At 67.1% G+C, this 24,938-nt stretch carries 7 protein-coding genes; all 7 read right to left on the bottom strand.

The features are described 5' to 3' along the window. Window positions 1–141 precede the first annotated feature (141 nt). Window positions 142–1,674: an adenylyl-sulfate kinase gene (cysC, locus tag RMP06_RS17490; RefSeq protein WP_310463073.1), complete on the bottom strand. Its 1,533-nt coding sequence runs from the start codon at window positions 1,672–1,674 to the stop codon at window positions 142–144. Window positions 1,675–1,687: 13 nt separating this feature from the next. Beyond that, entirely contained in the window at window positions 1,688–2,464 is a 777-nt protein-coding gene (locus RMP06_RS17485) for a 3'(2'),5'-bisphosphate nucleotidase CysQ (protein ID WP_310463072.1), read from the bottom strand. Window positions 2,465–2,513: 49 nt separating this feature from the next. Beyond that, window positions 2,514–3,314 (bottom strand): sulfite exporter TauE/SafE family protein, encoded by an 801-nt coding sequence (locus RMP06_RS17480; RefSeq protein ID WP_310463071.1) that lies wholly within the window; start codon window positions 3,312–3,314, stop codon window positions 2,514–2,516. A 54-nt stretch (window positions 3,315–3,368) separates the two neighbouring features. Then, the gene (locus RMP06_RS17475) at window positions 3,369–5,606 is read right to left on the bottom strand and encodes an HAD-IIIC family phosphatase (RefSeq protein ID WP_310463070.1); all 2,238 of its coding nucleotides are present in this window, start codon (window positions 5,604–5,606) and stop codon (window positions 3,369–3,371) included. Between the two features lie 34 nt (window positions 5,607–5,640). After that, the gene (locus RMP06_RS17470; protein ID WP_310463069.1) at window positions 5,641–5,880 is read right to left on the bottom strand and encodes an acyl carrier protein; all 240 of its coding nucleotides are present in this window, start codon (window positions 5,878–5,880) and stop codon (window positions 5,641–5,643) included. 57 nt (window positions 5,881–5,937) lie between these two features. After that, window positions 5,938–6,798, bottom strand: coding sequence for a 3-hydroxyacyl-CoA dehydrogenase family protein (locus tag RMP06_RS17465; RefSeq protein WP_310463068.1), 861 nt, complete (start codon window positions 6,796–6,798; stop codon window positions 5,938–5,940). A gap of 91 nt (window positions 6,799–6,889) precedes the next feature. Next, window positions 6,890–24,859: a non-ribosomal peptide synthetase/type I polyketide synthase gene (locus RMP06_RS17460; protein ID WP_310463067.1), complete on the bottom strand. Its 17,970-nt coding sequence runs from the start codon at window positions 24,857–24,859 to the stop codon at window positions 6,890–6,892. Between the last annotated feature and the right edge of the window lie 79 nt (window positions 24,860–24,938).

Genomic DNA, 24,938 nt, shown 5'->3' with positions numbered 1-24,938 from the left:
GCCCAGGCCCTGCGACCGGATCATCTGCACGACCTGCAGCTTGAAGCTCGCGTCAAAGACTCTTCGTTTCGTGTTCGTCACGTTCGTTGCCCAGGTGATTTCCACCTATCGGTGTGTGCGAAATCATTAGATCAGGACACTTCAGGTTGGAGACCGCCGTGCCTCAGAAATGAAACGAACTACGTACTCATATACCTGATGCGCTGCCATGTCGGCACTGGTCACCGCGGACTCGATCAGAATATCAGGGCCCAGTGGCTCTTCATACGGTGAGTCAATGCCGGTGAAATTCTTCAACAGGCCACTTCTTGCTTTTTTGTACAAACCCTTGACATCACGCTGCTCGGCCACCTCCAAAGGGGTTCTGACATAGACTTCACAGAATTCATTCTTGCCGAACATGTTTCTGGCCATGTCTCGTTCCGCGCGGAAGGGCGAAATGAAGGCCGTGATGACGACAATGCCCGCGTCCACCATCAATCGGGCGACTTCGGCGACGCGACGAATGTTCTCGACGCGGTCCTCTGCGGTGAATCCAAGATCCTTGTTCAGGCCATGTCGAACATTGTCTCCGTCCAGCAGATAAGTCCTGAGCCCTGCCGCATAGAATTTCTTTTCGAGCAGATTGGCAATCGTCGATTTGCCCGCTCCCGACAAACCCGTCAACCAGATCACGCCGCTGCCGTGTCCATTCAGTGTTCTGCGGGCTTGCTTGTTGACGTCAAGGGCCTGCCAGTGAATGTTGTCTGCCCGACGCAATGCAAAATCGAGCATCCCGGCTCCGACCGTCGTGTTGGTCAGTTGATCGACCAGGGTAAAGCCACACATGTCGCGATTCCTGCTGCAGGTGGAATATTCGATCGGCTGGTCCAGTTCAAGCTCGACGACCCCAATCTCATCGAATTCCAGTTTTTCGATAGCGGCTTTTTCCCGGGTGCTGGTGTTGAGGTGATGTCTGAGGCGCTGCACGGAGGCCACCACGGTTCTGGTGCCGACCTTCATCCGATATTCGCGGCTCCTCAGCAAGGGGGCGTCGTGCAGCCATACCACCGTCGCCTGAAACCGATTGGCCAAATCGGTGCGGGTCAGGGACACACGCTGCCTTGCGTCGCTAGGGTCCGACTCGTTGTGGGTTGAACCAATTCGGGTGACAGTGCTTTCAAGTCTGGTCGCCTGAACTCGGCGCTCAAGGTCAGCGGCTTCCTGGTGATGCAGCAGTGTGGGGCTTTGGTACCAAGGTGTGTTCCTGCTTCCTTCAACGATATTGAAGCCCTTGGCACTGGATATTGGCAGCACGGTGATATTGGCGATGCCAAATTCCTGTAAAAAGCCAAAACACTGTTCCTTGATCCGGCCGAAAACTTCCTTGGAATAATCGACCAATTCCATCTGATCGACGGCGACCACCACTTGGCGGATTCCAGCCAGATGTGCCAGATAAATATTTCGACGGATCGGTGCCGCCATCCCCGTGTGCGCATCGGTCAGGATGATCACCAAATCGACTTTAGCGGCGTCGGGCATCCAGTGGCCGGAGGTATTCGGTTCCTCCAGACACCACTTGGATTCATTCCGGAGCTGTCCGATCAACGTGCCCAGGTCATTGTGGTTACTGCCGCATATGATGAAACGCGACGGTGGTTGATTGGCAAAGAGATCCGATGAGGCAACCATGGTCGATGTTCCTTCAGACATGATTTTTTGGGATGGGTTTCAGCGTCTCGCCAATCGCTTCGAGGAACAGGAGGGCCAATTCCGACCGACACACCAGCAAATCGGGCATCCAGGTATTTTCCTGGTTGTAAATGCACACGCTGCCATCGATTCGGCTGGCATGCAGTCCCGCAGCCAGTGCCACACCCACCGGCGCACAGGAATCCCATTCATGCTGCCCACCTGCATGCAAATAGGCATGCGCCTGCCCATTCAGCACCGCCATGGCTTTCGCTCCGGCAGACCCCATCGGGACCAGTTCCGCATCCAGCGCCTTTGCCACATGGGATGCGAAGTCCGGGGTGCGGGTCCGACTGACCACGATCTTAAGTTTCTCCGCGGGGGCTGCGGGGCGGGCGGGCGGTGGTGCGGTGGAATGGACGGTGCCGGTGGCGGGCAAGGCCACTGCGCAGGCGGCGGGAATACCGCGAATCGCCAACGCGACATGCACGGCCCAATCCGTTCGCGCCTGGTTTACCTCGCCATATTCGCGCGAACCATCCAGCGGATCAATGACCCAGACCCGCTCCTTGGCCAGACGTGCCGGGTCCGGGGCAGATTCTTCGGACAGCACGCCGTCGTCCGGGCGGTGGGTTTGCAGCAGGCGCAGGATCACCTGATTCGCGATGGCGTCGCCTGCCAGAGCCAATGCTTTGCCCTCCAGCAGCGGTGATCTGCGCAGCGCATTCAGCACATCGCCTGCACATCGCGCCACTTCAGCCGCCAATGCATGGTCATCCAGGAACTTCATGGTTGCCCGATCAATGAGATTTGATTCATTCAATTTGAGTCAAGCCAACTCAATGCAATTGCGCGAATGCGAGCTTCGATCCCACGGCCAGCAGGACAGTGGCCAGACCGAACTTGAGTACCGAATGCGGCAACCTCGTCGCCAGCCTGGCGCCCAACATGGCACCGGGTATGGACCCCAGCAGCAGGGTTCCCAACAGCGGGAAATTCACGTTGCCGATCATCAGGTGCCCGAATCCTGCCAACACAGCCAGGGGAATGGCATGCACGATGTCGGTGGCGACCAGTCGTGGCGGGGTCAGCCGCAATGGATACAAATAGGTCAGGAATACAGCACCCAAGGCCCCGGCCCCCACGGAGGTCAGGCTGACGAGAATGCCCAGAACACCGCCGGCCATGCCGGTCAGCGGGCCTTGCCAGTGTTTGAATTGCTCGGCGTCGTTCAGCCTGAACCGCCTGCCGAGCGCGTGCAATTGGCGCTGGAACACGAGGCCCAGCGCGGTGACCATGATGGCGATGGCGATCGTGGCATTGAGAAAACCTGCGGATGCCGTCCAGGAGGGATACAAACGAATCAGGCCCACGGTGACCAACGACATGGTCAGGCTGCCCATCCACATTTTCCGGAGTATCCCCCAATCGACCAGATTGCTCTTGTGGTGGACCTGTGATGCAAACAGTTTGGTGATCGCGGCGAACCACAGATCGGTACCGACCGCCGTGAGCGGTGCAACACCGAACACGATCAGCAGAAGAGGGGTCATCAGCGCACCCCCGCCGACGCCGGTCAAACCGACCAGCAATCCGGTGCACGATCCGGCGAGCACCTGCAAGAAGTCGATATTGATCATTGGAGTTGCTGAAATCGGAAGCTGGTGCAGTGCAGCGGGATTATCCGGACGAGGTCAGGCCATCCGGATGGTCAGGTAGGCAGGAAACTCGTGAATCTGGTTCAAGTCATTTTCCAGGACAATGCGCCCGCTGTCAGCCGCTGCCGGCCGCTCACTGAAATGGGCGAATTTGTAGGTCATGTACATCATCCGGTTGCGGTCGTTGGCGACAAACTCCGCCAGCAGTTGCACGCCTTTGGCGCGGGCCGCGTTGCGGATGTAATTGATCAGCACGCCACCGACACCGCGGGACATCACACGGCAGGACATGAGTAGCAACTTGATGGTCCAGATCTGCTCGCCGCACTCGATCAGCACCAGCCCGATCTTTCCGTACGTCCCGTACCGGTCCTCCAGCCCCGCAATCAGCAGCAGGTGCCGATCCGACTGCCGCAGGCGGTCCAGTTCCTCATAGGAATAGGTGTCACCCGTGGTATTGAGCTGGTGCGTGCGCAGCGTGAGTTCCTCGGCCCGTTTCAGATCCTCCTCACGGGCAGGTGTGATCGTCAGCATCATGTTCAGCGTGGCGAGGAATTCGTTTTTCGGGCCGGCGAATTTTTCTTCCACTGTGTTGCGCTGCAGGTCGCTGAGGTACATCTGCCGACGCTTGGCGGAATCGTCGGTGATGAAACGGGGATGCATGCGCGGCAGCTCCGCCACCTTGTCCAGGTCGGTCGCATCGATGCACAGCACGTCCGGCAGCGAGAAATTCACCTCCTCGCGCTCGAAGGGCTGGTCGTCGATGAAGGCAAAGGTGTCCAGGCCGATGTTGAGTTTCTGGGCAATTGCCTTGATGTTGTCGGCCTTGGAACTCCAGTTGATCTGCGGATACAGGAAATAATCGGCCAGCCCCAGATCCTCCAGCTTGGTCATGGCGTGGTGATGCTCATTGCGACTGGCGATGGATTGCAGAATGCCGCGCTGGTCCAGGGCCTTGATGGTCTCGACCACGCCGTCGCGCAGGCGGACTTCCGTGTCTTCCAGCAGCGTGCCGTCCCACAGGGTATTGTCCAGATCCCAGACGAGGCACTTGATTTTCTGGGCTGCCTTTTCTGTTTTGACTTCTGCTTCTATTGCCAGTGGCTTGGGGGCTGCCTTGGCTTTTCTGGCCCGGCGCTGTTCCAGCAGCATTTGCTGGTAGCCGTTCTTGGCGATGATGATCTGCTGGATCTGGTTGCTGCCTTCGATGATTTCCATGATGCGGGCGTCGCGGAAATAACGCTGCACGGGGAAGGCGCTGTGGCAGCCGTTGGCGCCGTGGATCTGCACCGCGCTGTTGGCCGCGCGCGTGGCGGCGCGCGACGCAAAGTACTTGGCCGTCGAGGTTTCCATGATCATCGACGGATCGCCCTGGTCTTTCAGGCCGGCGGCGTGGTAGCACATCAGTCGCGTGGCCTTGGCATCGGTGAGCATGTCCGCCACCAATTGCTGGATGAGCTGGTGCCCCTTGAGGAATTCGCCGAACTGCTTGCGTTCGCTGGAATAACGAAGGGAAGCCTCGACACAGGCCTCGACCAATCCCAGGCAGCCCCAGGCCACGCAATAACGCCCGTGGTCCAGCGCAGAACCGGCGACATGGGAAAAACCGAACCCGATGCGGCCGACCAGTTGGTCAGCAGGAATCTGGCACCCGTCGATTTGCAGTTTGGCCAGCATCGCCGAGCGGAAACCCAGCATGCCCTTGATCGGCTCCGTGGAGAATCCCGGCGTGTCGCGTGGCAACAGAAAGGCCGACGGTTTCCCCTCGCACTGGGCGATGACCACGAACAGATTGGCCACCTGGCCGAACGAAATCCAGCGCTTCTCACCGGTCAGCACATAGCCGCCGTCCACCGCCACCGCGCCGGTCTGCACGGAACCCGCGTCGCTGCCGAATTCCGGCTCCGTCAGGCCAAAGGCGCCAATGCGCTCGCCGGTGGCCAGTTTCGGCAGCCAGGTGGTTTGCTGCTCGTGGGTGCCCCATTTCAGGATGGACTGGCAGACCATGCCATGCACGATCACCAGGCTGAGCAAGGAGGCGCTGGCCCGGCCGATTTCCTCGCACAGCAACCCGAAGGTCATGGCGTCCATGCCTTGCCCGCCGTACTGCGCGGGCACGGTGGCGCCCAGCCAGCCGGTGTCCGCCAGTGTCCGGATGAGGCCCTCGGGCATGTGTTCGTCCTGGTCGTGCTGATCGGCGAACGGAACGACTTCCCGGGCCGCGAAGGCGCGGAAGGCGGCTCGGGCTTCTTGTTGCTGTGCGGTCAATGCCATGTGAAATGCTTCCGAAGATTTCCGATGCGTTACGTCACGCGGTCTTTTGTTGAATGAAGCTGGTGATGGCGTTCACCGAACGGAAATTGGCGATGTCGAGGTCCTGGTTTTCGACCTTGATGGCAAATTCCTTTTCCACGAACAGGACCAGTTGCATGGCGAACAGGGAATTCACCAGCCCGGACGCAAACAGGTCTTCATCGTCTTCCACATCGACACTGACAAACTGTTCGAGGAACGACAGGGTTTTTTCGCGGATGTCTTGAGCGCTCATGGGTAGTCCTGGCAGGAAGGTATTGAAAGGGGGAATAAATTGGAAGGAAATGGAGAATCAGGCTTTTGGGTAATGGTAAAAACCTTGGCCGCTCTTGCGACCATGCAAGCCTGCGCGCACCATTTTCTGCAGCAGCGGCGAGCACCGGAACTTGCTGTCCTGCAAATCGTCGTAGAGCACCTGCAGGGTATCGACCACGGTGTCCAGGCCGATCAGGTCGGCGGTTTCCAGCGGCCCCATCGCGTGCCCATAGCATTTCTTGAAGATGTCGTCGATGTCCCGGGCCGTGCCGACGTTCTCCAGCACGAGATTGGCCGCTTCGTTCATGAACAGGTGCGAGAGCCGGTTGGCGACAAACCCCGGCGAGTCGTTCACCAGGATGCCGTCCTTGCCCATCTGCTTGAGGAACTGCCGGGCCGTCGCGATGGTGGCCTCCGAGGTATGAAACCCCCGGATCGTCTCGACGGTCTTCTTCATCGGCACCGGGTTCATGAAGTGCATGCCGATGACCCGGTCGGGCCGCTGGGTGAGTGCGGCCAGGCGGGTGATCGAGATGGCCGACGTGTTGGCCGCGAAGATGCAATGCGCCGGGCAGACCGCGTCCAGCGCCGGATACACCGACTGCTTGACGGCCCATTGCTCGCTGACGTTCTCGACCACGAAGTCCGCTTCGCACAGGCGCCCGAGGTCGGTCGTGCCATGGATGCGCGCCAGCACGCTGTCGGCGTCCACCTGCGGCGCCGCCTTGCTGAACATCCCCTGAAAGCGCAGGTTATTGCGGATCTGCGTGCGGGCCTTGTCCAGGACCGCGTCGTTCAGGTCAATCAGCACGACCTGGTGCCCGGTCTGGGCCAGGCTGTGCGCCACGCCGATCCCCATGACCCCGGCGCCGATCACCCCCACGGTGCGAATGTCCATGTGATCTCCTTGGTTTCCTTGGCTGTCGTTCATCAATGCAGTCGTCATGTCAGTCGTCCATTCGGTGATGGATCCGGTTGTTCTGTTGGCATCAGGCCGGCACCACGTCCGGTGCAGGCAGCCGGGCCGTGCGCTGGCGCAGCTCCAGACCCGCCTTCAGCCGTTGCGCCAGCACCTCGACGTGCGGCCGGCTCACCATCGTGTGGTGCTGCCCGGGCACGACCACCACCTCGACCGGGCCGGTGGTGCAGGCCCGCCAGCCGTGGTCGGCCGGCAGCGCCGGATCCTCGGGGCGACGCTCGGTGGCCTGGAACAGCGTGATGGCCACCGACAGCGGCTTCGGGTGGTGGCGCAGAGCGGCGGCCATGTTGCTGCGGTAGGTCCGCACGAGGCGCCGGGTCTGCGCGACCTCCACGTCGGCCGGGAAGACGCCGAGCTGGCGGCCCTGCTCGACGACGTGGTCGAGCTGCGCCTGCGGGTCGAGCCGGCGCAGGTGGTCGAGGTCGAGCGTGGCGTCCGACGCCGCGAAGTAATCGGCGAAGAACTGCGCATCGTCCTCAGGCTCGGGCGTCAGGTCGCGGATGACCTGCGGTGCGATCGCGTCGAGCATGCCCAGGAAGCTGACCGACTCGTGCCGGGCCTGCAGTTGCGCCGCCATCTCCGCTGCCACCAGGCCACCGAACGACCAGCCGGCGAGCTGGTACGGCCCGTGCGGCTGCACCTCTTTCATCGCATGGAGGTAGGTGCGGGCCATCTCCGCCACCTCGGTGGACGGGGTCTGGCCGTCCTCCAGACCTTCCGCCTGGAAGGCGTGGACCGGCTGGTCGGTGCCGAGCTGCTGCGCCAGTTCGAGGTAGCACAGCACGTTGCCGCCGGCCGGGTGGACCAGGAACAGCGGCGTGGCCTGACCCGCCGGCTGGATCGGCACGCGGCAGGACCACGGCCGTGCGTCGGTGCGCTGGCGCAGCACGGTGGCCAGCGACTCGATGGTGGTGTGGTGGAACAGCGTCGTCAGGCTCAGGCGCTGGCCGAAGACCTGCGCGATCTGCGCCACCATGCGCACCGCCAGCAGCGAATGCCCGCCCAGCTCGAAGAACGGGTCGCGGATGCCGACCGGGCGCACCTTGAGCAGGTCTTCCCAGATCTGCACCAGTTGCAGCTCGACCGTGTCGCGCGGCGCGTGGTGGGTCGTGTCGCGGCGCTGCGAGTCCGGCGCCGGCAGCGCCTTGCGGTCGATCTTGCCGTTGGGCGTGAGCGGCAGGCGGTCGAGCACGGTGAAGCTGGCCGGCACCATGTAGGCGGGCAGCCGCTGCTGCAGATGCTCCCGCAGCATGGCCACCAGCGCGGTGCGGTCGAGGATGTCGAAGGCCGGCGTGTTGGCGTAGCTGCGCCACGAACGCGGCGCCGCCGTCGAGGCCTCGGCCATCGCGCGCGGCAGGATTGGTGCGGGCGTGTCGGTGCCGGGCACGACGCGCTGCAGCACCGCGGTGTAGTGGAAGCGGTCCGCGTGGTGCAGCGCGCAGTGCCATGACGCCTCGCGCGCCAGCGCCCGCAGCGTCGCCGGATCCACCCACTCGTCGCCTAGCACGTCCACCTGCTGCTTCAGATCGGCCACCGTGCCGTCGAAGTGGTCGAGCCGCTCCAGCACCTGCTGCTCCGTGGCCAGACGGGCGTTGGGGATGCACTCGATCTCGATGACATCGGCCTGCAGCTCGGACAGCCGCTGGCCGAGCTGCGCCAGCGTCAGCCCGTCGCCGGCCCAGTCGAGGCGACGCACCGGCGGCTGCGCACGCACCGCCGCCGCCGCCGCGCCACCGACCTGCAGCGTCACATCGACGCGGAAGCAGCTCATCTCGTTGTGGGCGACGCCGCGCCGGAGCTGGACGTCCACCCCGGTGATGGCCGGCAGGTGCTGGCGCAGCGCGGTGAAGAAGGCCGGATCGACCAGCAGCTCGCGCTCGCGGGCCAGGCTGGCGCGCACGCGCTGCTGCAACTCCTTCACCGACAGGCCGTCCTGCGCCTGGAAGAGCTGGATCGAGGCGTGGAAGGCCTCCATCCACTGCAGGTTGCGCACGTCGCCGACGAAGATCCGTCCGCCCGGCGCCAGCAGCGCGACCGCCCGGCGCAGCACCTCGACCAGGTACTCCACCGACGGGAAGTACTGGATGACCGAGTTGATGATGACCAGGTCGACCGAACCGGGCTCGACCCCTTCGATGCGATCGGCCGCCGCGTGCAGCAGCGTGACGCGGTCGCCGAAGTCCCAGCCGGCTTTCTGCTGCTCGATCCAGTGCAGTGCCTGGGCCGAGATGTCCGCGCCGGTGTAGTGCGCGCAGTGCGGCGCCAGGCGGAACAGCAGCATGCCGGTGCCGCAGCCGATCTCCAGCACCCGCTTCGGGGCCAGCGCCAGGATCGGCTCGATCGTCGCGTCGAGCCAGTCCTTCATCTCGGCTTCGGGGATCGGCTCCAGCGTGTAGCTGCTGTTCCAGCCGATGGCGTTGCGCTGCCGGTCCTCGATGTCGTCGCCGGACTGGCTGTAGGCGTCGCTCCAGACCTGTTCCCAGTGCCGGATCTGGTCCTCGCGGCCTTCCGGTGCAGCGTCTTCGGACGAGGCTTCGTCCTGCGGCACCACGTAGGCGAGCAGGCTTTCGCGTGTCGCATCGGTGATGACCGCCGATTCGCGCACGCGGGGATGCTGGTTGAGCACCTCCTCGATCTCGCCGAGTTCGATGCGGAAGCCGCGCACCTTGACCTGGTGGTCGATGCGGCCCAGGCATTCGAGCGTGCCGTTGCGCAGCCAGCGCGCCAGGTCGCCGGTGCGGTAGAGCATCGTGCGCTCGCCGAACAGGTCGATCTCGATGAAGCGCTCCGCCGTCAGGTCGGGGCGGCCGAGGTAGCCGCGCGCCAGCCCGTCACCGCCGATGCACAGCTCGCCGGGCATGCCCGGCGGCACGACGCAGCCCTGCGCGTCGAGGATGTGGACCAGCGTGTTGCCGATCGGCTGGCCGATGAGCTGCGGGCGCTCGGGGTGACTCGTCACGTCCTGCATCGACGACCAGATGGTCGTCTCGGTCGGGCCATAGACGTTCCAGAGCTGCCGGCTGTTGGCGAGCAGCTTGCGGCCCAGCTCACTCGGCATCGCCTCGCCGCCGCACAGGAGGGTCAGCGGCGTCTGCTGCTGCCAGCCGCTCTGCAGCAGCAGCTTCCAGGTCGCCGGCGTGGCCTGCATGACGGTGATCTGGCGCTCGGCCATCTCCTGCATCAGCCGCTCGCCGTCCATCGCCGTCTCGCGCGAGACGATGACGACCGGGCTGCCGCTGACCAGGGGCAGCCACAGCTCCAGCCCGGCGATGTCGAAGGACAGCGTCGTCAGCGCGAGCAGCCGGTCCTGCGGCTGGACGCCCAGGCGCTGCTGCATGTAGCCCAGGAAGTTCAGCAGCGCGCCGTGCCCGATCATCACGCCCTTGGGTCGGCCAGTGGAGCCGGAGGTGAAGATCACGTAAGCGAGATCGCCGGGGCCGCTGCGCCGGGGGGGCGCTTCGGCAGGCTGTTGTGCGATGGCCGCGGCGTCACGGTCCAGGCAGACCATGGTCGTGTCGCTCGGCGACAGCAGCGGGCACAGGGACTCCTGGGTCAGCAGCACCGCCATCGCGGCGTCCTCGCGCATCATCTGCAGGCGTTCGCGCGGGTACTCCGGATCCATCGGCACATAGGCGCCGCCGGCCTTCAGGATGCCGAGCAGGCCGACGAGCATGTCGAGCGAGCGCTCCACGCACAGGCCGACCAGCGCGTCCGGCCCGACGCCCAGCCCCATCAGGTGGTGCGCCAACCGGTTGGCGCGCTGGTCGAGTTCCGCGTAGGTGAGCGCCTCGTCGCCGAAGCGGGCCGCGACCTCGCCGGGACGCTGCGCGACCTGCGCCTCGAACCGGTCCACCAGGGTCTGCGTGCGCGGGTAGTCGAACGCGGTGCGGTTCCAGCCCTGCAGCTCTTGTGCTTCCGCCGGCGTCAGCAGCGAGAAGCTGGCATACGGCTGCTGCGGTGCCTGCACCAGCCGGCGCAGCAGCGCCTCGAAGTGGCCCGCCATGCGCCGGATGCTCTCTGCCTCGAACAGGTCGGTGGCGTATTCCCAGTCGCACAGGAACTGCCCGCCTTGCTCGGTCATGCTCAGCGTCAGGTCGAACTTGGCCGTCGTCAGCTCGGTTTCCAGCACCGACACCTCGGTCTCGCCGAAGGACAGCGCGCCCATCGGCGTGTTCTGCAGGATAAACATCACCTGGAACAGCGGCGAGTGGCTGGTGCTGCGTGCCGGGTTGAGCTTCTCGACCAGGTACTCGAAGGGGATGTCCTGGTGGCTGTAGGCGCCCAGCGCGGTGCGGCGTACCTGGCGCAGCAGCGCCTCGAAGCTCTCACCGGCGTCGAGCCGGCTGCGCATCACCAGCGTGTTGACGAAGAAGCCGATCAGGTCCTCGGTCTGGCCCTGGGTGCGGTTGGCGATCGGGCTGCCGACCAGCAGGTCGGTCTGGCCGCTGTAGCGGTACAGCAGCACCTTGAACGCCGCCAGCAGCGCCATGTAGGGCGTGACACCCTGTTCGCGGCAGAGGCGGCGGAGGTCCGCGCCCAGGTCGGCCGGCAGCACCGAGCCGAGGTGACGCCCTTGATACGTCTTGACCGCCGGCCGCGAGAAGTCGGTCGGCAGTTCCAGCAGCTCCGGCGCCTCGGCCAGCGTGTCGCGCCAGTAGCCGAGCTGCTCCTGCAGCGCCGGGCCGGACAGCCAGCGTTTTTGCCAGGCGGCGTAGTCGGTGTACTGGATTGCCAAGGCGGGCAGCACGGGCGCCTGCTGCTGGCGCGCCGCGTCGTACAGCGCGCTCCAGTCGCGCACGATCACGCCCATCGACCAGCCGTCACTGATGATGTGGTGCATGTTGAACAGCAGCACATGGTCGTGCGCGTCCAGCTTCAGCAGGTGCAACGCGAACAGCGGCCCGGCGTCGAGGTCGAAGGCGGCCCGACCGTGGCGGGCAAGCTGCGCGTCGAGTTGCTGCTGACGCTCGGCCTCAGGCAGCGCCGAGAGGTCTTCCCGGCTCAGCGGGTCGTAGACCGGCAGGCGCTGCACGGTGCCGCGGCCGTCCACCTCGGGGAAGCACAGCCGCAGGCTCTCGTGGCGCTCGACCAGCGCACACGAGGCCTGGCGCAGTGCCGCTTCGTCCAGCACACCGCGCAGGCGCAGCCCCAGCGGCATGTTGTAGGCCGCGTTCTGGCCTTCCAGATGCGACAGGAACCACAACCGCTGCTGGGCGTAGGACATCACGCGCGGGCCGTCGCCGGCCGGCGTCAGGGGGAGTACCTCGGCGGTCTGGCCGCGCTGCTGTTGCTCCAGCCAGCGGGCCTGCTGGGCCAGCACCGGTTGCTCGAACACCGTCTGCAACGACATCGCGACGCCGAAGCCCTCCCGGATGCGCGACACGAGCTGTGTGGCCAGCAGCGAGTGGCCGCCGATGTCGAAGAAGTGGCTGTGCGTGTCGGTGATGTCCTGCTTCAGCACTTGCGACCACAGCGCGCACAGCATCTGCTCGACGGGGGTCTGCAGCGCCTGGGCCGGGCCGCTGGCCCCCGCGCTGGAGAGGTCCGGCTCGGGCAGCGCCTTGCGGTCGATCTTGCCGTTCGGGTTCAGCGGCATGGCCTCCAGCAGGGTGATGCTGGCCGGCACCATGTAATCCGGCAGGCGGCCACCGAGCCAGCCCTTCAGCTCGGCGGACTGCACCGGCGCGCAGGGCACGACGTAGCCGGCCAGGGATTTGACCCCTTCGCGCTCGTGCAACACGACCACGGCCGCGCTCACCGCTGCATGGGCATTGAGCGCCGACTCGATCTCGCCCAGCTCGATGCGGAAACCCCGCAGCTTGATTTGGTGGTCGAGGCGACCGAGGTACTCCAGATCGCCATCCGCGCTCCAGCGCACCAGGTCGCCCGTGCGGTAGAGCCGCTCCGTGCAACCGAGCAACTCGCGGGTGATGAACTTCTCCGCCGTGAGTTCGGGGCGATTCAGGTATCCGCGCGCCAGGCCCGCGCCGGCGATGCACAGCTCGCCAGGAACCCCGGGCGGCAGCGGGTTCAGGTCACGGTCCACGATGTAGACGCGCGTGTCGGGCAGCGGTCGCCCGATCGTGGGCTCGCTGCAGGCCCCGCGTCCGGTCGTGGTCCAGGTCGAGTAGGTCGTGTCTTCCGAGGGACCGTACAGGTTGTTCACCGCCTCGATGTGCGGCAATGCATAGATCTGCTGCACCAGCGCGTTCTGCAGCGCCTCGCCGGCCAGGTTGACCACCCGCACCGAGCGGGGCACCTGCGCGCTGCGCACCAGCTCGGCCATGGCCGACGGTACGGTGTTGATCAGCGTGACCTCATCGCGGCAGGCCATCTCGGGCAAGTGCAGCGCATTGCGCGCCAGCAGCACCCGGCCACCGAAGCACAGCGGGCCGAACAGCTCGAACACCGACAGGTCGAAGTTGATCGAGGTCGAGGCCAGCATGCCCTGCAGCAGCGCGGCATCGAAGTGTTCGCGTACCCAGAACAGGAAGGTGGCGGTGCTGCGATGCTCGATGGTCACACCCTTGGCACGGCCCGTGGAACCGGAGGTGAACAGCACATAGGCCAGGTCGGTCGGCGCGGCGCGGCGCGCCAGCCGGGTGTCGGGCCAGACCTGCCAGAGCGCCGGCGCGTCGATCAGCAGCCTCCGCGCTGCGCCGTCGGGCAGGCGCTGCTCGACCTCGGAGTGCGTCAGCACCACCGTGGCCTGCGAGTCCTCGACCATGGCGGCCAGGCGGTCGGAGGGATAGGCCGGATCCAGTGGCACGTAGGCCCCGCCCGCCTTGAGGATGCCCAGCAGGCCCGTGACCATCTCCAGGGAGCGGGGCATGCACAGCCCCACCAGCGCGTCGGCTCGGACGCCCTGGGCGACGAGACCGTGCGCGATCCGGTTGGATTGCCGCTCCAGCTCGGCGTAGCTCAGCGACGCACCGTCGAAGACCACCGCGATGGCCTCGGGCGTGGCGTTGACCTGCCGCTCGAACAGATCGACCAGTGTCAGATCCTGGGGATGCGCCGACTCGGTCCGGTTCCAGGCCAGCAATTGCACCTGGTCGGCCTCGGTCAGGATGTCGATGTCGCGCACGGGCGTGTCGGGCTGCCGGGTGACCGCCCGCAGTACCTGCTCGAAGTGCGCCGCCAGCCGCTCGATGCGTGCCGGCGTGAACAGATCGGTGGCGAACTCCCAGTCGCAGACCAGCCCCTCGGGCGTCTCCAGCGCGTTCAGCGTGAGGTCGAACTTGGCCACGCTGCTCGTCCGCGCCACCGGCGTGATCTGCAGGCCCTCCAGGCGCGTGTCGATCTGCTCGTTGTTCTGCAGCACGAACAGGACCTGGAACAGCGGCGCGTGGGCCAGGCTGCGCCCGGGCTGCAGTGCCTCGACCAGCCGCTCGAAGGGCTGTTCCTGGCGCGCGAAAGCGCCGAGCGCGGTCTGGCGAACCTGCGCCAGCAGCGCCGTGAAGGGCTGCTGCGGGTCGATGCGGCTGCGCAGCACCAGCGTGTTGACGAACAGGCCGACGAGGTGCTCGGTCTGCGCGTGGCCACGGTTGGCCACCGGGGTGCCGACGCTGATGTCGTCCTGGCCGCTGTGGCGCTGCAGCACGACCTGCAATGCCGCCATCAGTGTCATGAAGACGGTGGCGCCCTGCGCACGGGCGAGGGCCGCGACGGCCTGGCTCAGTGCCGGATCGAGGGTGCGGGCAAAGCTCGTCCCCCGGTAGCTCTGCCGGGCCGGACGGGGGAAGTCGGTCGGCAGCTCCAGCAGCGCGGGCGCGCCGCGCAACTGCGCCGTCCACCAGGCGAGCTGCTCGGCCGCCGCCGGGCCGAGGCTCCAGCGCTGCTGCCAGGCCGCCACGTCGCGGTAGGCCACCGGCAGTGGCGCCAGCGTTGGCGCGGTGCCCCGGCAACAGGCGTCGTACAGCACGCCCCATTCGCGCACCAGCACGGCGATCGACCAGCCGTCGGCGATGCTGTGGTGCAGGTTGATCAGCAGCACATGCGCGGTCGGTGCTAGGCGCAGCAGGCTGACCCGGAACAGCGGCCCCTGCGCCAGGTCGAACGGGGCCAGCGCGTGTGCATGGCCCAGGCGCTCGACCTCGGCGGCCTGGGTCACGGCGTCCAGCGACTGCAGATCGACCAGTTCCAGCGGATCCCACGGCGCACGCTCGTGCAGCCGTGCCTGACCGGCCTCGACCGGGAAATGCTGGCGCAGGCTGGCCTGGCGCGCCGTCAGCGCCACCAGGCTCGCGCGCAGGGCCGCCTCGTCGAGATCACCCGTCAGGCGCAGGGCCGCGGGCATGTTGTAGGTGCTGGACGGCCCTTCGAGCTGTGCCAGGAACCACAGCCGCTGCTGCGCGGGCGACAGCACCTGCGGCTCGCCCTCGGCCAGCGCCGTGATGTCCTCCAGAGGCGCGCCGCGCTGCTGCGCGTCCAGCCAAGTGGCCAGATCTGCCAGCACCGGCCGCTCGAACAACGTCCGCAGGGGGCAGTCCACCCCGAGCTGCGCACGGATGCGCGCGGCAGCACGCGCGGCCAGCAGCGAGTGCCCGCCCAGATCGAAGAAGTGCGATGCGGCCGACAGCGCGGCGTTGCCCAATCCGAGCATCTCGGCCCAGAGCGCGCCGAGCAGTTCCTCGGTCGGGCCGCGCAGTGCCCGCCCGGACGACAGTGCCACCACCGGCTCGGGCAGCGCCTTGCGGTCCACCTTGCCGTTGGGCGTCAGCGGCAGCGCGTCGAGCACGGTCAGCGTCGCCGGCACCATGTATTCAGGCAGCCGCGCTTGCAGCCAGGTCTTGAGCGCGTCCGGCTCCACCGCCGCGCGCAGCACCACATAGCCCGCCAGCGCCTTCAGCCCCTCACGCTCGCGCAGCACCACCGTCGCGGCGCTGACCGCCGCGTGCGCCATCAGCGCCGACTCGATCTCGCCCAGCTCGATGCGGAAACCGCGCAGCTTGACCTGCTGGTCGATGCGGCCGAGGTAGTCCAACTGACCATCGGCGCCCCAGCGCACCAGGTCGCCGGTGCGGTAAAGCCGCTCGGTGCGGTCGAGCACCTCGGCGGTGATGAACTTCTCGGCCGTCAGCTCCGGCCGGTTGAGATAGCCGCGCGCCAGGCCGACACCGGCGATGCACAGCTCGCCCGGCACACCCGGCGGCAGCACATGGAAGGCATCGTCCACGACATAGAGGCGCGTGTTGGCAAGCGGCCGGCCGATCGGTGCACGGTGCATCTCCGGTGTGCAGACACTGACCGTGGAACACACCGTCGTCTCGGTGGGACCGTAGGCATTGATGAACCGGCGACCGGATGCCCAGTGCGCCAGCAGCGCTGGCGAACAGGCCTCGCCGCCCACCACCAGGGTGGTCAGAGCCGGCAGCGCTTCAGGCGGCAGCACCGCCACCATCGACGGCGGCAGCGTTGCGTGCGTGATGGCCTGTTCCCGCAGCACGGCGAGCAGATCCTCGCGCAGGCGCTGGCTCGGGACAAGGTGCAGGGCCGCACCAGTTGACAGGGCCATCAGGACTTCCCAGGTGGCCGCGTCAAAGCTCAGCGAAGCGAACTGCAGCACCGCACTGTCCGGCTCCACATCCAGCATCTGACGCTGCGCCAGCGCCAGGTTGACAGCCCCCGTGTGCGCCAGCATCACCCCCTTGGGACGCCCGGTGGAGCCGGAGGTGTAGATCACGTACGCGAGATCTTGCGGCGAAATGCTTCGTGCCGGACGGGCGTCGGAGAAGGTCGCCCACGCCGCCACGTCGTCGAGCTGTAGCGCCAAAGTGGCGCTGGCCGGCAGCGCCGGCACCGCCGAGTGCGTCAGCAGTACCGCTGCCTGCGCATCCTCGACCATGAAGCGCAAGCGCTCCTCGGGGTAGTCCGGGTCTAGCGGCACATACGCGCCGCCCGCCTTGAGCACCCCCAGCAGGCCGACCACCAGTTCCAGCGAGCGCGGTACGCACAACCCGACCAGCGTGTCAGGACCGACGCCACGGGCCACCAGCGCGTGCGCGACCTGGTTGGCGCGGGCATCGAGTTCGGCGTAGCTCAGCGTCGCGCCCTCGAACACCGCTGCCAGGGCATCGGGCCTCCGGTCCACCTGCTGTTCGAACAGATCGACCACCGTCAACTCCTGCGGATACGCCACCTCGGTCTGGTTCCAGGCCAGCAACTGTGCCTTGTCGGCCTCCGTGAGCATCGGCAGACCGGCGATCGACCGACGCGGCTCGGCCACGATGCCTTCCAGCAGGACCTGCAGGTGCGCGTGCATCCGCGCGATCGTCTCGGGCCGGAACAGGTCGGTGCTGTACTCCCAGTCGCAGGCCAGCGTCTGGTCGCGCTCCTCGACGCTGAGGGTCAGGTCGAACTTCGCGGTCCGGACATCGGATTCGAGCAGCGTCGGCTGCAGGCCGTCGAGCACCAGCCCGTGGGCCGGCGCGTTCTGCAGCGCGAACATCACCTGGAACAGCGGCGAGTGGCTCAGGCTGCGCACCGGGTTCAGGTGTTCGACCAGGTGATCGAACGGCAGGTCCTGGTGGTCATGGGCGTCCAGCTCGGTCTGCTTGACCTGCTGCAGCACCTGCAGGAAATCGCCCTGCGGTTCGAGCACGTCGCGCAACACCAGCGTGTTGACGAAGAAGCCGACCAGGTGCTCGGTGTCGCGCTGCGTGCGGTTGGCCACCGGCGTGCCGACCAGCAGGTCGGTCTGGCCGCTGTAGCGGTACAGCAGCACCTTGAAGGCTGCCATCAGCGTCATGAACAAGGTCGCGCCGTGGGCTTGCCCGAAGGTCTGCAGGCGCTGCCCCAGCTCCGCCGGCATCACCAGACGCTGGTGGGCGCCCTGGTAGCGCATCGCGGCAGGACGCGGGAAATCGGTCGGCAGCTCCAGCAGCTCCGGTGCCCCGGCAAGCTTGTGGCCCCAGTAGTCCATCTGCCGCGCCAGCACCTCGCCCTGCAGCCACTGGCGCTGCCAGGCGGCGTAATCGGTGTACTGGATCGGCAGCGCCGGCAGCGCCGCCGGCTCGCCGCGCACCAGGCCGTTGTAGAGCTGGCACCACTCGTGGATCAGCAGGCCGATGGTCCAGCCGTCGCTGATGATGTGGTGCATGTTGACCAGCAGCAGGTGCTCCTGCTCGGCCAGCCGCAGCACGTGCAGCCGCAGCAGCGGGCCGGTGGACAGGTCGAACGGCGCCTGGGCATGGCGCGTCATCCAGGCGCGGCTGACCGCCTGGCGCTCCTCAAGAGTCTGGTCGAGGAGGTCGTCGATCACCACCGGGTCATAGACCTCGCCCTTGCGCACCACGGCCTCGCCCGCGATGAGCGGGAAGGACAGGCGCAGGCTGTCGTGGCGCTGCACGAGCGCGATGAACGCCTGGCGAAGCGCGGCCTCGTCCAGCCGCCCAGCCAGGTGAACGACACCCGGCAGGTTGTAGGTTGCGCTCTCGCCCTGGTCGTCATCCATCTGCGCCAGGAAACGCAGGCGCTGCTGCGAGAACGACATCACCAGCGGCGCGTCCGCGGCTTGCGGGCGGATCGGCGGCAGGGTGGCCACCGGGGTGTGACCTTGGCGGGACTGGCTGTCGAGCCAGGCGGCCAGGTCTTCCAGCACCGGCTGCACGAACAGCGCGTTGAGCGGGATCTCGACCGCGAAGGCTTCACGCAGTCGGGAAAGCACCTGCACGCCCAGCAGCGAGTTGCCGCCGAGCCGGAAGAAGTCGTCGTGCAGGCCGATCGGTTCGATGCCGAGCAGTTGCTGCCAGATCGCGGCGAGCTGCTGCTGCGTGGCCGTGACCGGGGCCAGGTAGTCGGTCGGCAGGTCCGGGCGGTTCCCGGACGGCAGGCCGGTGACGGTGCAACTGCCGCCGACCGGTACGGCCAAGGTCGTCGCCGTGGCTGCCGCCGTCGCCGTGCCCGCAGTCACCGGCAGGTGCTGCATCGGCTCGATCCAGTAGCGCTGCCGCTCGAACGGGTAGGTCGGCAGCGGCAGCCGCAGGCGCCGCTCGGCCCTGTGCAGCGCCGCCCAGTCGATGGCGACCCCCTTCAGCCAGAGCTGCCCCAGCGCGCCGAGCACCCAGGCGCGGTCGTCCTGCGTGGACGCTGCGCTGCGCAGCAGGTTCAGCGCCGTCAGCTTGAGCTGCGGCCGGTGCTGCTGCGCGAAGCTGGTCAGCACCATCTCCGGGCCGACTTCGAGCAGCAGGTCGGCGCCCTGTGCGGCCAGCGTCTGCAAGCCCTCGGTGAAGCGCACCGGCTGGCGCAGGTGCTCGCACCAGTAGTCGGCCGAGGTGGCCTGCTCGGGCGTGATCCAGGTGCCGGTCAGGTTCGAGACGAAGGGCCGCTGCGGCGGGTTCAGCCGCACGGTGCGCAGGTGTGTGCGCAGCGGCTCCAGCACCGGCGCCATCACCGGCGAGTGCGCGGCGTTGAGCGTTTGCAGGCGGCTGAACAGGATGCGCCGCTCCTGCAGCAGTGCGACGAGGCGGCCGATCGCCTCGGGCGAGCCGGACACGCTGGTGAGACCGGGTGCGTTGTGTGCGGCGACGTGCACACCCTCGGGCAGCAGCGCCTCGACCTCCTCGCACGGCAGCATCACGCCCAGCATCTCGCCGGCCGGCACCTGCTGCATCAGCCGACCGCGCACGGCCACCAGCTCCAGCGCATCGGCCAGCGAGAACACGCCGGCCAGGCACGCCGCGACGTACTCGCCGATGCTGTGGCCGATCATCGCCACCGGCTCGATGCCCCACGACAGGCACAGCCGGGCCAGCGCATACGCGACCGTGAACAGCGCGGGCTGCGCCGCCTGCGAACCCTTCAGCGCGGCGGCGGCGGCGTCCGTGGCTTCGGGGTAGATCAGCGCGCGGATGTCCAGTTGCAGGTGGGGTTGCAGCAGCTTGGCGCACTCGTCCACCGCGTCGCGGAAGACGGTTTCCTGCTCGTAGAGGCCGCGGCCCATGCCGGGGTACTGCGAGCCTTGGCCGGGGAACATGAACGCCACCCGGGCGCGGGCGCCATCAACGCGGCCGCGCTGCCAGTGGCGGGACTTCTCCTGCCCGATCTGTGCGATCAGTTCCGCCGCGTCGCGCGCCACGATGAAGCCGCGGTGCGCGAAGCGGGCGCGGCCGACGTGGAAGGTGTGGGCGACATCGGCCAGGTTCACGTCGGGATGGCGCGCCAGGTGGCCGGCCAGGTCGTGGCGGTACTGCTGCAACGCCGTCTCGGTCTTGGCCGACAGGCAGATCAACTGCCACGGCCGCGCCGGGTCGGAGGTCTGCGCGGGCGCCTCTTCGAGTACGACGTGGGCGTTGGTGCCGCCGATGCCGAAGGAGCTGACGCCCGCGCGGCGCGGCGTCTCGGATGCCCACGGCCGCAGCGCCGCGTTGACGAAGAACGGGCTGTCGTCGAAGTCGATCTGCGGATTGGGCTGCTTGAAGTGCAGCGTCGGGGGGATCTCGCGGTGCTGCAGCGCCAGGACCGTCTTGATCAGCCCGGTGACGCCCGCGGCGGTGTCGAGGTGGCCGATGTTGGTCTTGACCGAGCCGAGCGCGCAGTAGCCGGTCTTGCGCGTGCCGGTCCGGTACGCCTGGTTGAGCGCGCTGACCTCGATCGGGTCGCCCAGCCGCGTGGCGGTGCCGTGGGTCTCGATGTAGCTGACGGACTCAAAGTCGAGGCCGCGCATCGCGTCGCGCACGACCCGCGACTGGCCCTCGACGCTCGGCGCGGTGAAGCCGACGCGGCCAATGCCGTCGTTGTTGATGGCCGAGCCCTTGATGACGGCGAGGACGGTGTCGCCGTCCTCGCGGGCGTGGCGCAGCCGCTTGAGCACGACCGTGGCCACCCCGGCGCCGCCGACCGAGCCCTCGGCGTCGGCGTCGAAGGCGCGGCAGTGGCCGTCGGGCGACAGGATCGCGCCTTGCTGGTAGACGTAGCCCTGCTTTTGCGGGAAGAACACCGTCACGCCGCCGGCCAGCGCCATGCGGCACTCACCCTGCAACAAGCTCTGGCGCGCCACGTGAACGGCGACGAGCGAGGTCGAGCAGGCGGTGCTCAGGCTGATGGCCGGGCCACGCAGGTCGAGCTTGTACGCCGCGCGCGCGGCGACGAAGTCCTTGTCGCCACCCATCAGGAGCTGCTGCTGGCCGAACTGCGCCCGCAACGCCTGGTTCGGCCACAGGTTGTTGAAGAAATAGGTCGGCGACCCCGCCCCGGCGAAAACACCGACCGGGAACGCGAGTTCGCCCACGGCGTAGCCGGCGTGCTCCAGCGCGGTCCACGCGGTTTCCATGAACAGCCGCTGCTGCGGATCGAGCAGCTCGGCCTCGCGTGGCGGATAGCCGAAGAAGGCGGCATCGAAGTAGTCGGGCCGCTCGATCGTGCCGGCCGCGCGCACGTAGTCGGGCCGGTTGAACACCTGCGGATCGACGCCGCTGGCCAGCAGCTCGTCGTCGCTGAAGACGTGGATCGACTCGACGCCGTCGCGCAGGTTCTGCCAGAAGGCCTCGATGTCGGCGGCGCCGGGGAACTGGCCGGCCATGCCGATGATGGCGATGTCGTCGCCGTCATCGGGTTCGGTGGTCGGCCGTGTCGCCGCGGGCGGTGTGGCCTCCGTCGGTCGGTCGGTCGCCGCAGCGGCCTCGTTCTCGCTGCGGGACAGGTGCGCCGCCAGCGACTGGATGGTCGGAAATTGGAACAACGTCACCACCGGCAGCTTGCGGCCCAGCCGCTCGCGCAGCCGACCCAGCACCTGCAGCAGCAGCAGCGAGTGCCCGCCCAGGTCGAAGAAGTTGTCGTCGATGCCGACCTGCTCGCGCTTGAGCACGGCCTGCCAGATCTCGGCGATCTGCTGCTCCAGCGCGGTCTGCGGCGGCAGCAGGCGCGCCGCGGTAGAAGCCGCCGACGCGCGCTCGGGCGCTGGCAATGCCTTGCGATCGACCTTGCCGTTCGGGTTCAGCGGCAGCGCCTCCAGCACCGTGAAGCTGGCCGGCACCATCCACTGCGGCAGTCCCTCGCGCAGCAGTGTGCGCAGCGCCGCTGGCAGATCGGTTGTCGCCGTGGCCCCGGCGGTCTCCCGGGTGGTGACATAGGCGGCCAGGGCGCGGTCGTCCCCGTCGCCGTGGACGATCACCACGGCCTCGCGCACCGCCGGATGCCGCATCAGCGCGCCTTCGATCTCGCCCAGCTCGATGCGGAAGCCGCGCAGCTTGACCTGCGTGTCCAGGCGGCCCAGGTACTCCAGGTGCCCGTCCGTTCGCCAGCGCGCCAGGTCACCGCTGCGGTAGACCCGTTTGCGCTGACCGAAGACCTCGACCTCGACGAACTTCTCGGCCGTCAGGTCCGGCCGGTTCAGGTAGCCGCGGGCCAGCCCGGCGCCAGCGATGCACAGCTCGCCGGCCACGCCCGGCGGCACGGGTTGCAGGTTCGCATCGAGCAGGTGGATGCGGGTGTTCGGCAGCGGCCGGCCGATGGACGCGCTGCCCGTCGGCGCGGCGGCCTGGTCGATCCAGCAGGCAGTCGCGGCGACCGTGGCCTCCGTCGGCCCGTAGCTGTTGACGAGCTGTGCGGTCAGCCTGCCTTCCCGTCGCCACTGCAGCCACTGCTGCACATGCGGGGCGGAGACGGCCTCGCCGCCGATGATCACCAGGCGCAGGCGTTCAGGCCAACGCACCTGGGCACTGACCAGTTGGTGCCAGTAAGCGGTTGGGCCTGGGAACACGGTGATGCCGTGATGGCTGCAGGCGTCCAGGAAATCCTGCTCGGTGCCGAGCATGTCCTTGTCGCGCAGCACCAGACAGGCGCCTGCTGCGAGCGTGGCGTGGATCTCCTCGGCCGAGGCATCGAAATTGATCGACGAGAACTGCAGCACCCTGTCCGCCGCCGTGAGCTGGTACTGACGCGCTATCGACTGCACATAGTTGGCCAGCGCCGCGTGCTCGATCATCACGCCCTTGGGGCGGCCGGTGGAGCCGGAGGTGTAGATGACATAGGCCAGGTGCTGCGGCCCGCTGCGGCGCGCGGGGTTGCCGCGGGCGGCGTCGTCCAGCGTCACGCGGTCGAGGCAGCACATGGTCGTTCCCGCCGCCTGCGGCAGGCGCGCCTGCAACGCGCTGTGTGTCAGCAGGATCTGCAGGCCGGCATCCTCCAGCATGAAATTCAGCCGGTCCTGCGGGTACTCCGGGTCAAGCGGCAGGTAGGCGCTGCCCGCCTTCAGGATCGCCAGCAGGCCGACGATCATCTCGACCGACCGCTCGACGCACAGCCCGACCAGCGTGTCCGGCCCGGCGCCGAGCGCGATCAGGTGCTGCGCCAACTGGTTGGCGCGGGCATTGAGTTCACCGTAGCTCAGCAATTGATCGGTAAAGACCAGCGCCGTGTGCTCGGGGTGGCGTGCCGCCTGCGCCTCGAACAGATCGACCACCGTCCGGTCGGTCGGCAGATCGAGCGGATGGCGCCCCCAGGCCGTCAGTTGCTGCACGTCGGCCGGTGTCAGCATCGGCACACGCCCCACCGGCCGCGCCGGCTCGGCCAGCACACCGCGCAGCAGTTGCTCGAAACGGCCCGCCACGCGCGCGACGGTGTCCGGTTCGAACAGGTCGGTGCGGTATTCCCAGTCGCAGTCGAGCCGGCCGTCCTGTTCGACGACGCTGAGCGAGAGGTCGAACTTGGCGATCGGGTGGGCAGGCGGCTGCAGCGTCAGGCGGGCGCCGCCGAGTTCAAGGCTTTCCTGGTGCGCGTTCTGCAGCGCGAACATCACCTGGAACAGCGGCGTGTGGCCGGTGCTGCGGGTCGGGTTGAGCTGCTCGACCAGGTAGTCGAAGGGCAGGTCCTGGTGTGCATAGGCCGACAGCGCGGTCTGGCGCACGCCGTGCAGCACGTCGAGGAAGCTCGCCGTGCCGTCGAAGCGGGAGCGCAGCACCAGCGTGTTGACGAAGAAGCCGATCAGGCCTTCGGTCTGCGGGTGCGTGCGGTTGGCGATCGGGGTGCCGACGGCGAGGTCGTCCTGCCCGCTCCAGCGGTGCAGCAGCACGTCGAACGCCGCCAGCAGCGTCATGAAGACGGTGGCGCCGTGGGCCTGGCTGAACTGCCGGACCTGCGAGCCGAGGTCGGCGTCGAGCGAGACCTGCAGGTGCCGGCCCTGCACGCGCATCAGCGCCGGGCGCGCGAAGTCGGTGGGCAGCTCCAGCACGTCGGGCAGGCCCTGCAGTTGGGTCTTCCAGTAGCCGAGCTGGCTGGCCAGCACACCCTGATCCAGCCACTGCCGCTGCCAGGCCGCGTAGTCGTTGAACTGGATCGGCAACGGCGGCAGCACCAGCCCGTCGTACAGCGCCTTCCACTCCCGGATCATCACGCCCACCGACCAGCCATCGCTGATGATGTGGTGGGTGTTGAAGGCGAGGATCTGCTCGTCCTCGCCCAATTCGATCAGTTCCAGGCTCAGCAGCGGGCCCTGGGCGAGGTCGAAGTGCTGCTGCGCATGCACGGCCAGCAACTCCTCGACCCGCTCGCGCCGGGTGGGCTCGTCCAGCGTGCGCAGGTCGGTGATGTGCAGCGGGTTGTAAGCCTCGCGCACGCCTGACACCGCCTGCCCGTCCACCACGGGGAAACAGGCGCGCAGACTCTCGTGGCGCTCGACCAGCGCGTTCAGCGAGGTCGCCAGCCGCCGGGGATCGAGCCGGCCCTCGCAGCGGAAGACCGCCGGGATGTTGTAGACCGCTTGCTGTTCCTCCATCTGTTCGAGAAACAGCAAGCGCTGCTGCGCGAAGGAGGCGGGTACCACCGTGCCTTCGGCGAGCCGGGGAATCGGCTGTTCGAACAAGGCCTTGCGGCGCAGGAATTCCAGGATCTCGCCCTTGCGCTCGCTCAACTCTGCACGCACACCTTCCGTAAGTGCGCCAGCGGGTGCCTTGAAACGCAGTTTGTCGCCTTCCGCCCAGATCTCGATGTTCTTTTGTTGGAGTGCAAACAGACGATCTTCGATGTGGTCGATGTGGCTCATGTCTTGTCTTCGTTCAATTGTTTTCAGATCCGGACTCAGGCTGTTCTGCTGATTCATCGCTGGAGGCAACGCCTGCGGG

Origin of the sequence: Sphaerotilus sp., assembly GCF_031429695.1 — a bacterium.
In the GTDB taxonomy this organism is placed as follows: domain Bacteria; phylum Pseudomonadota; class Gammaproteobacteria; order Burkholderiales; family Burkholderiaceae_C; genus Sphaerotilus.
This window is presented reverse-complemented; position numbering and strand designations above follow the sequence as displayed.